This window comes from Nocardia sp. NPDC052566 (genome assembly GCF_044547285.1).
Classification (GTDB): Bacteria; Actinomycetota; Actinomycetes; order Mycobacteriales; family Mycobacteriaceae; genus Nocardia.
This window is the reverse complement of the sequence record NZ_JBIUAF010000006.1, coordinates 759,028-774,077: the sequence shown is the minus strand read 5'-3', so window position 1 is coordinate 774,077 and position 15,050 is coordinate 759,028. Positions and strand designations below refer to the sequence as shown.

The 15,050-nt window shown below is 66.6% G+C and carries 16 protein-coding genes; 3 read left to right on the top strand and 13 right to left on the bottom strand.

Going from position 1 to position 15,050, the window contains the following annotated elements; translation table 11 throughout:
- The first annotated feature begins 261 nt into the window (after positions 1–261).
- The 3 genes from ACIG5A_RS33490 to ACIG5A_RS33480 are packed head-to-tail and all read left to right on the top strand — an operon-like array spanning position 262 to position 2,057.
- Positions 262–1,002 (top strand): helix-turn-helix domain-containing protein, encoded by a 741-nt coding sequence (locus ACIG5A_RS33490; protein WP_397247489.1) that lies wholly within the window; start codon positions 262–264, stop codon positions 1,000–1,002.
- Positions 1,003–1,051: 49 nt separating this feature from the next.
- The gene (locus ACIG5A_RS33485) at positions 1,052–1,480 is read left to right on the top strand and encodes a hypothetical protein (protein ID WP_397247487.1); all 429 of its coding nucleotides are present in this window, start codon (positions 1,052–1,054) and stop codon (positions 1,478–1,480) included.
- A 43-nt stretch (positions 1,481–1,523) separates the two neighbouring features.
- Complete coding sequence (locus ACIG5A_RS33480) at positions 1,524–2,057, top strand: hypothetical protein (RefSeq protein ID WP_397247485.1); 534 nt, start codon at positions 1,524–1,526, stop codon at positions 2,055–2,057.
- Positions 2,058–2,126: 69 nt separating this feature from the next.
- Here the strand turns inward: ACIG5A_RS33480 and hpf are convergent, their stop codons facing one another.
- From hpf to ACIG5A_RS33415, 13 genes are all read right to left on the bottom strand, one after another.
- Positions 2,127–2,798: a ribosome hibernation-promoting factor, HPF/YfiA family gene (gene hpf, locus ACIG5A_RS33475; protein ID WP_397247483.1), complete on the bottom strand. Its 672-nt coding sequence runs from the start codon at positions 2,796–2,798 to the stop codon at positions 2,127–2,129.
- A 270-nt stretch (positions 2,799–3,068) separates the two neighbouring features.
- Positions 3,069–3,713, bottom strand: a complete 645-nt coding sequence (locus ACIG5A_RS33470) for a ComF family protein (RefSeq protein WP_397247481.1) — start codon at positions 3,711–3,713, stop codon at positions 3,069–3,071.
- A gap of 131 nt (positions 3,714–3,844) precedes the next feature.
- Positions 3,845–5,668, bottom strand: a complete 1,824-nt coding sequence (gene lpqB, locus ACIG5A_RS33465; RefSeq protein WP_397247479.1) for an MtrAB system accessory lipoprotein LpqB — start codon at positions 5,666–5,668, stop codon at positions 3,845–3,847.
- The gene (gene mtrB, locus ACIG5A_RS33460) at positions 5,665–7,437 is read right to left on the bottom strand and encodes an MtrAB system histidine kinase MtrB (RefSeq protein ID WP_397247997.1); all 1,773 of its coding nucleotides are present in this window, start codon (positions 7,435–7,437) and stop codon (positions 5,665–5,667) included. The genes lpqB and mtrB overlap by 4 nt, the downstream gene beginning before the upstream one ends.
- A 115-nt stretch (positions 7,438–7,552) precedes the next feature.
- The gene (mtrA, locus tag ACIG5A_RS33455) at positions 7,553–8,230 is read right to left on the bottom strand and encodes an MtrAB system response regulator MtrA (protein WP_062984230.1); all 678 of its coding nucleotides are present in this window, start codon (positions 8,228–8,230) and stop codon (positions 7,553–7,555) included.
- Positions 8,231–8,308: 78 nt separating this feature from the next.
- Positions 8,309–8,956: a dTMP kinase gene (locus tag ACIG5A_RS33450; protein ID WP_397247477.1), complete on the bottom strand. Its 648-nt coding sequence runs from the start codon at positions 8,954–8,956 to the stop codon at positions 8,309–8,311.
- A gap of 71 nt (positions 8,957–9,027) precedes the next feature.
- Positions 9,028–10,512 (bottom strand): adenosylhomocysteinase, encoded by a 1,485-nt coding sequence (gene ahcY / locus ACIG5A_RS33445; protein WP_397247475.1) that lies wholly within the window; start codon positions 10,510–10,512, stop codon positions 9,028–9,030.
- Positions 10,513–10,670: 158 nt separating this feature from the next.
- Entirely contained in the window at positions 10,671–11,828 is a 1,158-nt protein-coding gene (locus tag ACIG5A_RS33440) for an alkane 1-monooxygenase (protein ID WP_397247473.1), read from the bottom strand.
- Between the two features lie 193 nt (positions 11,829–12,021).
- On the bottom strand, positions 12,022–12,642 hold the full coding sequence (locus ACIG5A_RS33435; protein WP_397247471.1) for a TetR/AcrR family transcriptional regulator: 621 nt from the start codon (positions 12,640–12,642) through the stop codon (positions 12,022–12,024).
- A 75-nt stretch (positions 12,643–12,717) separates the two neighbouring features.
- Positions 12,718–12,909: a rubredoxin gene (locus ACIG5A_RS33430; protein ID WP_397247469.1), complete on the bottom strand. Its 192-nt coding sequence runs from the start codon at positions 12,907–12,909 to the stop codon at positions 12,718–12,720.
- Positions 12,906–13,079, bottom strand: coding sequence for a rubredoxin (locus tag ACIG5A_RS33425; protein ID WP_397247467.1), 174 nt, complete (start codon positions 13,077–13,079; stop codon positions 12,906–12,908). Before ACIG5A_RS33425 ends, ACIG5A_RS33430 begins: the two co-directional genes overlap by 4 nt.
- Positions 13,076–14,317 carry an alkane 1-monooxygenase gene (locus ACIG5A_RS33420; RefSeq protein WP_397247465.1) on the bottom strand — a complete coding sequence of 414 codons (1,242 nt, stop codon included), beginning with the start codon at positions 14,315–14,317 and terminating at the stop codon, positions 13,076–13,078. The genes ACIG5A_RS33425 and ACIG5A_RS33420 overlap by 4 nt, the downstream gene beginning before the upstream one ends.
- Positions 14,318–14,487: 170 nt before the next feature.
- Positions 14,488–15,006 carry an NUDIX hydrolase gene (locus ACIG5A_RS33415; protein ID WP_397247463.1) on the bottom strand — a complete coding sequence of 173 codons (519 nt, stop codon included), beginning with the start codon at positions 15,004–15,006 and terminating at the stop codon, positions 14,488–14,490.
- Positions 15,007–15,050 lie beyond the last annotated feature (44 nt).

Here is a 15,050-nt window from a genome sequence, read left to right as displayed (position 1 = left end):
TACTCCCCAGTAAGTTAAAGGTCCACCCGAAAGGTGCAGCGACGATCCCCGCCACCGCCGCTGAGCCGGTCTGCCGCGCGCCATTGCGCAACAGACCGGGGCGCCCGTTCCGGCGACGCCCCTGCTCGTTCCGGAACTCCCAACCGGCGGGTGTGGCATCGCTTCGGCGCGATCGAACAGTAGCAATATTTCCATCGATTTTTCAAACACTTTCTATGAAGTTGTCTTCAAGCCGCCGCTCGATCTACCATGAGGCCCACTATGCAGCGCACTTCGGAGCCGGGGCGGCAGAAGCGCTTCGGGCGAATCATCAAGGAACGTCGAGATGAACTCGGCCTCACCCAGATGCAGATCGGCGACCTGGGTGGTCCCTCCGCGCCCACGATCCGGAAGATCGAAGACGGCGACGCCGCGATCAGCACGAACACACTGAACAAACTCGACGCGCCGCTGCGCTGGTTGCCCGGCAGCGCGGCGCGGACCTACGCGGGCGGCACCCCGACCACCGATACGGTCGCGGCCACCGAGCAGCCGGGTGAATCCGTGGTGTCCGGACCGGATTCCATCCGATTCGAGCTCTCCGACCTGACCGGCTTGCTCGCCGCCGCGGGCAGGCTCAACGATGCCGCCGAGCGACTGAAGACGACCGAACCCCAAGTGACAGCGGCGATTTCGGACCTGAACCAGGTGGTCTCCCGACTCTCCGCCCGCTACGCCACCGCCATGCTCGAACGCAACGGCGGCCCGGGCAGGCAGCTGCACCCGCTGGTCGAGATGGCCTTCGCCCATCTGCTCGAGGTGCCCGCCGCGTCGAGCGATCCCGACGAATTGGAGGAGCGCCGCTACCGCCGCTGGCTGGCCGGGCGCGCCGAGGATGTGGACACCGCGACGGAGACCCGATTCCGGACCCGCTGGCATGCGGTCAACACGGGCGCGGCGCCGGTACGCAACGGCAAGCCGCGCGGCGTGAGCGACGGGCCCGGAGGCGGTAGCGGAGCGTGACCACGCACGGACCCGCATACGCCGCAATTCGATGCAGAGGATGATCTCGATGACCGACGCACCCGGCGCAGGCCTTTCGCTGAGCCACAAGATCAACCGCCTGTTCGCGGTGGTGCATCCGCGCTCGGCCCCCGAGCGCAGCACCGAGGCCGTGGCCGAACAGGTCGGCGCGCAGTTGCGCCGCACCGTGGCGCCGAGTTACCTCGACGCACTGCGCCGCGGCGACATGGACGACGAAACCGCTTGGGCCACCGTCGATCTCGAAATAGTCTCGGCCATCGCCCAGTCCTTCGGGGTGGCCGCCGACTATCTCACCACCGCCGGACCGGCGGCCGCGGCGATCGACAGGGAGCTCGAACTGCTCGCCACGATGCGGGACGCGAACGTCTCGAGCATCGCGCTGCGCGGCTCGGATATGGACCGCTCGACGCTGACCCGGATCATCGCGGGAACGGATTCCCCGCCGCGGGATAGGTAGCATCGACTCCCAAAGCACGGCTGCTCTAGGGAGAACGCGATAGATGATCGGTATCGAGGAACGGTTCCGGACGCTGTCCACTGCTGTGCCGATACCGCAGCCATGGGATCTGGCCGACTATGTCGCACAGGTGGCGGCGCACCGGCGCAGGCCGATCTCGCTGCATCCGATCGATACCGCCGTACTCACCGGCACCGGATGCGGAACGGGCAGCGGCCTGTGGATCGCCAAGCGGGACGCCGATGTCATCGTCTACGGCGCGGACACCACCCAGTGGCATGCCGAGCACATCGTGGTGCACGAACTGGGCCACATGCTGCTCGGCCACGGCACCGAATCGGCGACCCCGCCGGAGGCCGAACCGACGATGACCGAGCACACGCTCGCCGCGGTCGCCGAACTGCTCCCGTCGATCTCGCTGGAATCGATCGCCCACGTCCTCGGCCGCACCGACTACGGCACCGCGCGCGAACGCGACGCGGAAACCTTCGCCGACCTGGTCATGCTCCAGGCGATGCGCCCACCCCGCCGGAATTCCCTGCTGCACAGGACGTTTTTCCGCGACGGACGGCAGTAAGTCTGCCAAGGCAATGCAAGTCTCCGGGCACCCAACTGGTGCGCTGAATACCCGGAGAGGCGGAATAGACTACGCGAGCCTGATCAGGCCGTAGTCGAAGGCGTGACGACGGTAAACAACCGACGGTCGGTCGGTCTCCCGGTCTTGGAAGAGGAAGAAGTCATGGCCGACGAGTTCCATCTGGTAGAGGGCGTCGTCGACAGACATCGGGGTCGCTGTGTGGACCTTGGTTCGGACGATATGGCCAGGGCCCGCGTAATCCTTGGCCTCCGCCGATTCGGAGGGTCGACCTTCGGGGTGGTCATGCGCGGACGAGCCGTTGGACAACGTGAACAATGAATCATCGATGAGGTCGGCGGTGGCCTCGGCGACGGAGACGGGCGTCTTCTCGCCGTAGTGCACCCGGCGCCGATCCTTGGTGCGACGGAGCCTGCTTTCCAGTTTCGCGGTCACCGACTCGAGCGCCGCGTAGAAGCTGTCCGCGCAGGCCTCGGCCCGGACGACGGGACCCTTGCCGCGCGCGGTGATCTCGACGCGCTGGCAGCTCTTGCGCTGACGACGGTTGCGTTCGTGGAACAGCTCGACATCGAAGAGGAAGATCGACGGATCGAAACGTTCGAGACGGGAGAGTTTCTCCGCGACATAGATTCGGAAGTGGTCGGGCACCTCGACGTTGCGGCCTTTCACCACGACGTCCGCACGGGGTGCCCTCGATCGGTCCGCTGCGGGTTGCTCTGTCATGTCCAAGGCGCCGTCATCCAGCACCGCAGGCCGTACCTCACGCACTGAGGGGGCATCTTTCACTGAAGGTCGTGAAGAAGTCGTCACGCGTACCTCCCGGATATGGCCGCACAGACCGATTGACGTGCGGCGGGATTTGCCGTGCCGATAGACGAATCACTCGGCACAAGTTGTCCGAGGCGCCACCTCCAAACTTCCCGTTCGGGTGTGTGATCGCGACGCTAGTACGCAAACCTGAGGTCCGCCAGTGTTCACGCAAATTTCCCGGATTCAAGCAGCACAGGTCACCAGGACCGCGCGTGTCCGCACACCGATTCCGGCCAGCGCGCGAATCGATTCGCAGGCCGTAGCACCGGTCGTCAGCACGTCGTCGACCAGCACGACCTCGGCATTCGGCGGCAGTGCGACACCAGTGTCGCAAGCAGGCAAAGTAATGATCCTGCCGTGTAGGTTGTGATACCGCTCACGACCTGTCAAGCCCACCGAATCTTGTACACCCCACCACATCCGCAACATCGGTACCATCTGGCTATCACTCAGCCATCCCGAGGCCGCGCGGGTCGCGCACAGCACCGGATCGCCACCCCGCCGACGCGCCGACGCCCGCCTGCTCGGCGCCGGAATCAGCACCAGCGGCCGATCTTTCGCGCGCAGCCGCGTCAGCCCGCCCGCCAGCGCCAGCCCGAGCGGCGCGGCAAGGTCGCGGCGACCGCGCTCCTTCGCGGCGAGCACGGCCCGCCGCCCCGGCCCGGCATACGGCCCGAGCGCCCAGCACGGCACGCCGGGATCCGCCCGCGGACGCACCCGCACCGGCGGCCGGGCGAGCGCCGAGGCGCAACCCTCGCACCAACCGACCCCAGCCGCGCCACAGCCCGCACAGGCGGCAGGAAGCACCAGATCCAACAGGGTCCGCATGCGCCGATCCTCCGCCGCCCCACCGACATACAGCGCAGCGCTGGCGTCCAGCGCAGTCGAATGGCCCTAGAGCACGGCGTGTCGCAGGGCCATTCGACTGCGCTCGGCGAACGGGCCCGGCGTGACAGGCGCTAGCCGGGCAGGACCGGGACCACGTTGTCGCCCGTGAGGCCGGGCACCTCACGCCAGAAGCGGTCGGTCGCGGTGGCGGGTTCGGCGTACTGGAGTTGCAGCACCGCGCGTGAGTCGGCGACGTACTGCGTATCGGCCGAGGCGCTGACCACGCGCACCGGCGGGGTCAGGTTCTGGGTGGTCTGCGGGGTGAGCTGGGAGCCGTCGATGGAGACGGTCACCACCGGGTCGACGTTGCCCTCGCGGGCGATGATGATGGTGTCGCCGGTGAGCCAGCTCAGCGAGACCGCGCGGGTGCTGAGCCCGACCGCGAGCGGCAGCGGGGCGGCGAGCGCGAAGGAGCCGTCCGGTCGCCGTTCGATCACCGCGAGGTAGACCTTGCCGTCGGCGATCAGCGCCGCGCGCACGCCGGTGCGGGCGATGCGCAGTTCGGTGATCGGCGCCCGCAGCGTGGAACCGGAATTCGCGGCGGTGATGGCCGAGATGTCGACGTCCTGGCGCGAGACCGTGCCGGTGGCCCGGTCGTTCACGGCGCGGATCACCCGGTCACCGTCGATCACTGCCCAGGCCGCGCTGCCGTCGGAGGCCCAGGACGGCCTGCTGATGCTGCCGCCCTCGGCGACCGGGAAGGCGGTACCGCCGTAACTGCCGATCATCAGGGTCTGCGCGGGCTCCGGCGCCGACCGTCCGGTGGCGGCGACACCGGCGACCAGCTGACCGTCCGGGGACAGCGCCACCGACTGCAGGTTGTTCACCTGGCCGAAGTAGCCGGGCGCGTTGACGACGCCGTTGTCGGCCGCCTGCACCAGTGCGCCGCCGCGTAGGGCATGCAGCCCGACCCGGTTCTGCGCGTACACCGCGGGGCTGAGCTGTTCGACGTCGGCGACCGACCAGCCGTTGGTGGCGAACCGCTCGTCGAGCGGCTTGCCGTCGGCGAGCAGCTGATACGGGCCGAGGATGTCGGCGCCCGCGAGGGTGAGCACCACCTGCGCGGCGAGCAGTTCGCGATCGCGCGGGCCGAGCGCGCCCGCGCCGGCGAAGTCGATGCGTACCCCGCCGAGCCCGACGCCGACCTCCTCCGGATCGCCGTTGAATTTGGTGATCGGACCGCGCAGCGACAGCGGTGCGGCCAGCTGGTTGCGCACCACCTTGGCCAGCGCGGGCTGCGAACCCTCGGTGAGCAGGCTCAGCAGCCGCTGGGTCAGCTGCACCTTGGCCGCGGCGATCCAGCGCAGATCGGGCACGACGGTGGTGCCGGTCGGGTCGATGAAGTACAGCACGTAGCGCCGATACGACTTGCCGAACGAGGTGTTGTCCATGACGACGCCGTCGGGCAGCTCGTCGATGCGCCACTCGCCGTCGACCTTGCTCATCTCGATCTTGTTTTCCAGCGTGCCGTCGCTGGCCCGGTAGGCGCCGTCGGAGGAGAGCTCACCGACCTTGCGCGCGCGGACCACATAGGTGGCCTTGTCACCGGACCTGGACTCGCGGAGGGTATCCGGCTTCTCCACGATGGTGGTGCCCGCCGAATCGTCCCAGTGCGTCGAGGCGGCCTGCGTCAGATATTGCCGCGCGGCCAGGTGGCGGTTGGCCGGATCGGCGGTGGCCTGGAGGAAGTCGAGCAGCAGCCGGTCCGGGTCGCGCCCGGAGATGGGCGGCGGCGGTCCGTCGGTGGTCGGCTCCCTGTTGATGGTGCCCAATGCCTGCGGCGCCGAGGACTCCGGCAGGCTGGCGCAGCCGGTGAGCACAAGCAGCACCGCCACGGCGGCTGCACCGAGTGCGGACACTCGGTGCAGCCGTGGAGTCCAGGCGCGCATTCTCATGACTGTACGTCCCGGGTTTCGCCGCGTGTGCTGGTGTCACCCGGCTTCGGCGGCGCGGGGCGCGACCCGTTGAAGGCGATATCGGGCGGCGTGCCGACCGCGGGGTTGTCCGCCTCCGCGACGCCGTTCGACATCGCCACCGTGGCGTCGAGTTCGTCGGGTGCGTCGCCGGGCTTGTCCGTCTCGACCGGCGCCGCGTCGACCTCGACCGGCCGCAGTGCCGTCTTGCGCAGCGGCGGTTCCAGCGACAGCGGGCTCGCGCCGAGCTTGCGCCCGCGCACCAGCGGCAGCGTGAGCCGGAAGCTCGCGCCGACCCCGGCCTCACCCCACGCCTCCAGCTTGCCCTCGTGCAGGTTCGCGTCCTCGACGCTGATCGACAGGCCAAGACCCGTTCCGCCGGAACGCCGCATCCGCGACGGGTCCGAGCGCCAGAACCGATTGAAGACCAGCTTCTCCTCGCCGGGGCGCAGACCGACGCCCTGATCGCGCACCACCACCGCGACCGCGTTGGCCTCGATATCGCCGCGCATCCTGATCAGCACCGGCTTGCCCTCGCTGTGATCGATCGCGTTGGCGAGCAGATTGCGCAGCACCCGCTCCACCCGGCGCGGATCGACCTCGGCGACAAGCGGCTCTTCCGGCAGATCGGTGACGACCTCGATACCGGCCTCCTTGGCCAGATGCCGCACCGTCGAGATCGCGGCACGCGCGCACATGCGCACGTCGAGCGATTCGACCTGCAACTCGGCCACACCCGCGTCGTGACGGCTGATCTCGAGCAGATCGTTGAGCAGGCCCTCGAACCGGTCCAGCTCGTTGACGAGCAGTTCGGCGCTGCGCGCCAGCGCGGGATCGAGATCGTCGCTGCTGCCGTGGATCAGATCGGCCGCCATCCGCACGGTGGTCAGCGGGGTGCGCAGCTCGTGGCTGACGTCGGAAGTGAAGCGGCGCTGCAGGTTTCCGAACTCCTCCAGCTGGGTGATCTGGTTGGACAGGCTCTCGGCCATCTCGTTGAACGCCTGCGCGAGCCGCGCCATATCGTCCTCGCCGCGCACCAGCATGCGTTCCTTGAGCCTGCCGTCGGCGAAACGGCCCGCGATCCTGGCCGCGGACCGGATCGGCAGCACCACCTGCCTGGTGACCAGCGCGGTAATCGCCGCGAGCAGGACGAGCAGCACGACGCCACCGATGAGCATGGTGCCGCGCATCAGCGAGAGGCTGCGCTCCTCATTGGCCAGCGGGAAGATCAAATAGATTTCCAGCGTGGGGATTTCGGCGCTCGGGCTGCCGATGATCAGCGCGCGACCGTGATACCCGTCGGGATCGGACACCACGGCGAACTGGTAGCTGACCTGGTTGCGCTGCACGAACCGGCGCAGCTCGTCCGGGACCTCCTGGATGGGCCCCGACGAGACCGGCTGCGGCGGCACACCGCCGACGATGCTCAGCGCCGGTTCGAAACTGCCTGCGACACCACCGGACTGACTGGTGCTCCCGCGGGTGGACAGTGCGCTGCGGGCATCGTTGAGCCGCGACTGCTGGGTGCCGACATCGTGCACGCCGGCCAGCTGGCTCTGCACCGTGTTGCGGGCACGATCCATCTCCTCGACCGCCGCGCTGACCTTCGCGTCCAACAGCCGATCGGTGATCTGGCCGGTCAGCACGACGCCGAGAATGGTGATGACGATCAGCGACAGCGTCACCGTCGACACGATGACGCGCAGTTGCAGCGAACGTCGCCACAGGTGGCCCAATGCGGTGCCGACCATCTGGAACCAGGCCACCACGGGCGCCAGCGATCGTTCGATCCGTGCGACCAAACCACCGATCACAGCCGCGCCTCGCCGGCGCTCACTGTATCGGTGGCTCGCTCACCACGTCCGATCACGGCGGCCCGGCCTTGTATCCGACCCCACGCACGGTCAAGACGATCTCCGGATTTTCGGGATCCTTCTCGACTTTCGCGCGCAACCGCTGCACGTGCACGTTGACCAGGCGGGTATCGGCGGCGTGCCGGTAACCCCAGACCTGTTCGAGCAGCACCTCGCGGGTGAACACCTGGCGCGGCTTGCGGGCAAGCGCCACCAGGAGGTCGAACTCCAACGGAGTCAACGAGATCTGCGCACCACCGCGAGTCACCTTGTGCGCGGGCACATCGATGACGATATCGGCGATGGACAGCAGCTCCGCGGGCTCCTCCTCGGTACGGCGCAGGCGGGCACGCACCCGGGCGACGAGCTCCTTCGGTTTGAACGGTTTGACGATGTAATCGTCGGCACCGGACTCCAGACCGAGCACCACGTCGACCGTATCGGTCTTCGCCGTGAGCATCACGATCGGAACTCCGGAATCGGCCCGCAACACGCGGCATACGTCGATGCCGTTCATGCCGGGCAGCATGAGGTCCAGCAACACCAGATCGGGGCGGATCTCCCGAACCGCCGCCAGCGCCTGCGTGCCGTCGCCGACCACATGCGGGTCGAACCCTTCCCCGCGCAAGACGATCGTGAGCATCTCAGCGAGCGCCATATCGTCGTCGACGACCAGAATCTTCGGCTTCATAAGTACTATGTTGTCATCTCTCCGGCTTGGATCGGGCCGCCACGCCTACACTCGTGACCCATCGGCGCACATCCAACCCTATCGGGCAGCGAATTCGGTGAGCCGCGCAGCAAACGTTGCCGGATCGTCACCGCTCGTATGCATGGACCACGTTCCATACCAGTTCAGCTCGGCCAGTTCACGATAGACCGCCCCGGTGCGCTGTTGTAGCCCGCCGTCGCGTTCGTAGGCATCCAGCGCACGGCTACTGTCGAGCTCGCCGCGCACCCGCGCGCGTTCGGCGGCCAACTCGACCGGCACCGCCAGATACACCTGCAGGTCCGGGATCGGCAGCTCGAACCGCCCGAACTCCAATTCGCCCACCCAGCGCGCGATTTCGCCGTCGGCGGACTGATGCAGCCGGGCGGCGCTGTACGCGGCGTTGGAGGCCACATAGCGGTCGAGAATCACTATGTCGTTGTCCGCCAACAGCTTCGATAGTTCGTCGCGGGATTCGGCGCGATCGAGCGCGAACATCAGCGCCATGGCGTTGACCGACTCCGCGAGATCACCGTGCGCGCCGCGCAATGCCTCGGCCGCGAGGTCGGCGTGCACCGAGCGGCCGTAGCGCGGGAAGGCGAGCGTCTCGACCCGAAGGCCGCGCCCGCGTAGGTCGCCGAGCGCGGCATCGATCAACGTGCGCTTACCCGCGCCGTCGAGGCCTTCCACCGCAATCAACGAGCCCATGGACAGGCAGATTACAGGTCCACCCCGACAAGCCCCACCGGCCCAGTGCGGACCGGTGGGGCGAAAGGGACTCAGTAGCGGTAGTGCTCCGGTTTGAACGGGCCTTCGACATCGACACCGATGTACTCGGCCTGATCCTTGGTGAGCTTGGTCAGCTCGCCACCCAGTGCCTCGACGTGGATCTTGGCCACCTTCTCGTCCAGGTGCTTGGGCAGGCGGTAGACCTCGTTGTCGTACTCCTGCGGCTTGGTCCACAGTTCGATTTGGGCGATGACCTGGTTGGAGAAGCTGTTCGACATCACGAACGAGGGATGCCCGGTCGCGTTACCCAGGTTCAGCAACCGGCCCTCGGACAACACGATGATCGACTTACCCGACTCACCGAAGGTCCACAAATCCACCTGCGGCTTGATGTTCAACCTGCTGGCACCGGAACGCTCCAGGGCGGCCATATCGATCTCGTTGTCGAAATGACCGATATTGCCCAGGATCGCCTGATCCTTCATCGCCTTCATATGCTCGAGGGTGATGATGTCCTTGTTCCCCGTCGAGGTGATCACGATATCGGCATTACCGATGGCCTTCTCCACCGTGACCACGTCATAGCCATCCATCAACGCCTGCAACGCGTTGATCGGATCGATCTCGGTCACCTGCACCCGAGCACCCTGCCCGGCAAGCGATTCCGCACACCCCTTACCCACATCGCCATACCCACAGATCAACACCTTCTTGCCACCGATCAACACATCGGTGCCACGGTTGATGCCATCGATCAACGAGTGCCGGGTGCCGTACTTGTTGTCGAACTTCGACTTCGTCACCGAATCGTTGACATTGATCGCCGGGAACACCAACTCCCCGGCAGCGGCGAACTGATACAGCCGCAGCACACCGGTCGTGGTTTCCTCGGTGACACCCTTCACCGACTCCGCGATCGCCGACCACTTACCCTTGTCGGTTTCGAACCGCTCGCGCAGCAGGTTCAAGAACACCTTGTACTCGGCGGAGTGGTTCTCATCCTCGGGCGGCACCACACCAGCCTTCTCGAACTGGGCGCCCCGCAGCACGAGCATGGTCGCGTCGCCACCATCGTCGAGGATCATGTTCGCCGGCTCACCCGCCCAGGTCAGCATCTGCTCCGCCGCCCACCAGTACTCCTCCAGGGTTTCGCCCTTCCAGGCGAACACCGGGGTGCCCTTGGGCTCCTCGATAGTGCCGTGCGGACCAACCACAACCGCGGCGGCAGCGTGGTCCTGGGTCGAGAAAATGTTGCAGGAAGCCCAGCGGACCTCGGCACCCAACGCGACCAGGGTTTCGATCAACACCGCGGTCTGCACCGTCATGTGCAACGAACCCGAGATCCGGGCGCCCTGCAACGGCAGCACCTCCGCATACTCACGGCGCAACGCCATCAGGCCGGGCATCTCATGCTCAGCCAGACGAATTTCCTTGCGGCCGAACTCGGCCAGCGACAGGTCCGCCACCTTGAAATCGATGCCATTGCGCACATCGGCGGTCAGGTCGGTACGTGCGGGAAGTTCTGAGGTCGTCATCTGCCTCTATCAGCCTCTCCTGAATGACTCGGTACCGAGGCAAGGCGAGCCGCTCAATTACCCCGGGGGCCGAAGCGGCCACACGGCAGCGCTTCGACCTGCGCAGGCTTACCGACGGACCCGTCCGGCTGCGCTAGTCGTGTGATCGCGGCAACCGTTTACGCGGTTGCCCGATACGCAGCAAGGATACGACGCCGCTTGCGCGGTTGGATATTCGCCAGGGTGATATCGCCGTCATAGTGCGCGAGCACCCGCTGATCCATCACGGCGCGCCACAGCGGCGGGACGGCGGCGAGCACGATCATGCTCGCGTATCCCGCGGGCAGCTGCGGCGCCTGCATGGAGCTGCGCAGCGTCTGGTACCGCCGCCCTGGGTTGGCGTGGTGGTCGCTGTGCCGCTGCAGGTGGAACAGGAAGATGTTGGTGACGAGGCGGTCGCTGTTCCAGCTGTCCTTCGGCGAGCAACGCTCCCAGTGCCCGTTGGCTTTTCGGCCACGCAGCAGTCCGTAGTGCTCGACGTAGTTCACCGTCTCCAGCAGCGCGATGCCGATCACGGCCTGCAGCAGCAGCCACGGCAGCGCACGCCAGCCGAACACCGCGAGCAGGGTGCCGAACAGCACCAGGCTCATCGACCACGCCTGCAGGATGTGGTTGTGCACGCTCCACCAGCCGGACCCCTTGCGGGCGAGCCTGGCCCGCTCGAGCGGTATGGCCGAGCGGAATCCGCCGATCACGCTGCGCGGCAAGAACTCCCACAGCGATTCACCGAGCCTGGCGCTGGCCGGATCGTCCGGCGTCGCCACCCTGACGTGGTGCCCGCGATTGTGCTCGACGAAGAAGTGCCCGTATCCGGATTGTGCGAGTGCGATTTTCGCCAGCCAGCGCTCCAAATGCTCGACCCGGTGGCCGAGTTCGTGCGCGGCGTTGATGCCGATGCCGCTGACGAAGCCGAGAGTGGCCGCCAGACCTAACTTGTCGACGATGCCGAGCTCGTCGCCCGCCCACATGGCGCTGGCGATGATCAGCCCGATCAACTGCACCGGCAGGAACAAATAGGTGCACCACCGGTAGTACCGGTCGTTCGACAGCAACTCGTAGTCCTCGTCGCGTGGATTGCTCCCGTCCTCGCCGACGACCCAGTCCAGCACCGGGATCGCGATCAGCACGATGATCGGCCCGATCCACCAGAGGACCGGAGCGCCGGTGTGCAACACCAGTTGCGAGGGCAATAGTGCAGACGCCGGAGCGATGAGGCCGAGAACCCACAGGTGGCGTTTGGGGTCGGGCGACCCCGCCGGTTTGCCAACCGTTTGCACGTTTGCCCGCCTAAATAAGTACCCTAACTCCGACTGATGAGAATACTTCCAGACTGTACGTCTGTTACACCCCGCCTGCGCGCTTAAACGTGTCCGTAGTTACATGCCAGGCAGTTGGTTTTTAAGCACGTTCACATGTGACGCCCGTCACCGCACACTCGCCGCAAACGCGCGACCGGCGGTGCGACACGGCTCAATTGGGTTCGCGCGCCGCGAGGATTGCCTCGACATACGGACTCAGCAACTGGCTCAATTCGGCGGGCGCATTGCGGCCGGAGGCGGGCGGTGTCGGGATGTAGCTCAGCGCGATGCGCACCAGCGCGTGCGCGATGACATCCGATTCCGCCGCGGTCGCGGCCACCCAGCTGTGCTGGAACGCCACGGATAGGCGCTCGGTGGCGTGGTCGAGCAACGGGCCGGCATCGAGGGTGATGAGCCGCAGCAGATCCAATTTCACCTCACCCGCCAGCAGCGACTGGACGAGCGGATCGGCGGCGGCTTCCAAGAAGAAACCCGAAAGCCCTTCGCGGAAGGCAGCTCTCGGGTCACCGACATTGCTCGCGATGGCAGCGTCGACGTGGTCGACCAGATCGTCGGCCAGGCGCAGCGCGTAGGACTGCGCCAGGCCGGCGCGCGAACCGAATTCGTTGTACAGCGTCTGCCTGCTGACCCCGGCCCGGCCCGCCACGTCACCGAGGGTGATCTTGGACCAGTCCCGCTCGGTCAGCAGCTCGCGCATCGCGTCGAGGACCGACGAACGCAGCAGATCCCGCGCCGCCTCCTGGTAAGGGATGCGGGTTCCGGTGCGCGGCATACCCGCGACCCTGTCACGGGCCGATGCCACAGTCAAAATCCCACGGCCGCGTTTCACGCCATGCCCGCCGCCGGATCAGTTGCTCGGGCTGCGGTCGATCTCGACCATGTAGAAGTCGGCCTTCGCCGCGCCGCAGTCCGGGCAGGTCCAGTTGTCCGGGATGTCGTCCCAGCGGGTGCCGGGCGCGATGCCGTCCTCCGGCCAGCCCTTCTCCTCGTCGTATTCGAATCCGCACTGAATACACTGGTACAGCTTGTAGTCGGTCATGACTGCACTCCCATCGCCTCGAAGTCGATCTTCTCCCGCACGCCACAGTCGGGGCAACACCAATCGTCGGGAATGCGATCCCATTCGGTGCCGGCCGGAAAGCCTTCGTGCGGAGCGCCTTTCGCCTCGTCGTAAACGTAATCACAGACGGGGCAACGAAACCTTCTCATAGCCGCGCCGCCCCCGAGCTCCCATACCTGGCAATCACCTTGTCCCGCTTGGCCGGATCGATATTGGCCCTGGTGATATCGCCGCCGTAGTGGGCGAGCACGCGCTTGTCCATCACGCGACGCCACAGCGGCGGGAAGTAGGCGAGCAGAATCATGCTCGCGTAGCCGCTCGGCAGGTTCGGCGCGCCGTCCCAGCTGCGCAGGGTCTGGTAGCGGCGGGTCGGGTACGCGTGGTGATCGCTGTGCCGCTGCAGGTGGTACAGGAAGATGTTGGTGACGATGTGGTCGCTGTTCCAGCTGTGCACCGGCGCGGGCCGTTCATAGCGCCCGGACGCGGTGCGCTGGCGGACCAGGCCGTAGTGCTCCAGATAGTTGACCGCCTCCAGCAGGCTGAAGCCGACCACCGCCTGGAGAATCAGATACGGCAGCACGCCGATCCCGAATACCGCGATCAGCACCGCGTACAGCGCCACCGACATCAGCCAGGCACTGAGCACCTCGTTCTTCGTGCTGAACGGCTTCTTGCCGAGCCGTTCCAGCCTGGCGGCCTCCAATCGCCACGCGGAGCGCAGACTGCCGACGACCGTGCGCGGCCAGAAGGCCCAGAAGGTCTCCCCCACACGGGAACTCGCCGGATCCTCCGGAGTGGCGACCCGCACGTGGTGGCCGCGGTTGTGCTCGATGTAGAAGTGGCCGTAGCACGACTGCGCCAGCGCGATTCTCGACAGCCAGCGTTCCAGATGCACCTTCTTGTGGCCGAGTTCGTGCGCGGTGTTGATGCCGATGCCGCCGATCATGCCGACGGTGATCGCGACACCGATCTTGTCGACCACCTGCAGCCCGCCATCGATACCGAGCCAGCGCAGATCCGCCGCGCTGATCAGATAGCAGGCCATGATCAGCGACGCGTACTGGAACGGCAGATAGAGGTAGGTCAGATAGCGGTAGTACTTGTCGTTCTCCAGGTACTCCATCGCTTCGTCGGGCGGGTTGTCGCCGTCCGGCCCGAAGAAGATGTCCGCCAGCGGAATCAGCACATAGACCAGGATCGGGCCGAGCCAGAACGGCACCTGGGCCAGGCGATGCCAGCCGAGTTCGTTGAGCATCCAGATCGCGGGCAGGCCGATGGTGAACAGGCCGGTCGGCGCGAACAATCCCCACAGCCACAGGTATCGCTTGCGATCCCGCCAGCCCGGCACCTCGACGTGCACACCCGACATGTCGGTATTCGTCGACATCGTTGTCTCCACTTCATCAGGCGGCGCGCCAACGTGCGACGCGCAGTACAGCTGAAGTTGACATTAGAGATCAGCTTGTCTGTTGTCTAGACAAATCTGTCGATTTGTAAATCTCAACAGGGCCGAAGAAGGGCGAGCGGCCGACCCGCTCGCCCTTGTCGACCAGATCGTCAGTACAGCAACACCTCGGCGTTCTCGGGAAGTGCGTCGACCGGCCACCAGCGCAGATCGGTCGACTCCGAACTACGCACGGGGACAGCGTCTTTCGGCGCGGTGATGCGGAACAGCAGATCGAGGTGCCGAGTCGGCACGCCGAGCGAGCAGGTGATCGGATGCGCCTGCACGCCGTACAGCTCGGGCTCGAGCCGCAGATCGGCGATGCCCGACTCCTCGACCGCCTCGCGCAGCGCCGCGTCCGGCACCGTCTCGTCGCCCTCCTCGCAGTGCCCGCCGAGCTGGATCCACAGCCCGACGCGCGGATGCAGGGTCAGCAGCACCTCGCGCTGGTCGTGCGAGAAGACCACCGCCGAGGCGGTGATGTGACCGGGCGCGTGCTCGCGCAGGCAGCCGCGCGGCGCCGAGCCGAGGAACGCGAGCATCGCCTCGCGCAGGGAGCTGTCGGAACCGACCGGCGGACGCCATGCTTCGAGCAGTCCCGTCGCCGAGGCGTGCAGCGACTCAGCCGTCACGACTCCACCTCGCTAGCGCTCGGCTCCGCCGTGCCGGCATCCGG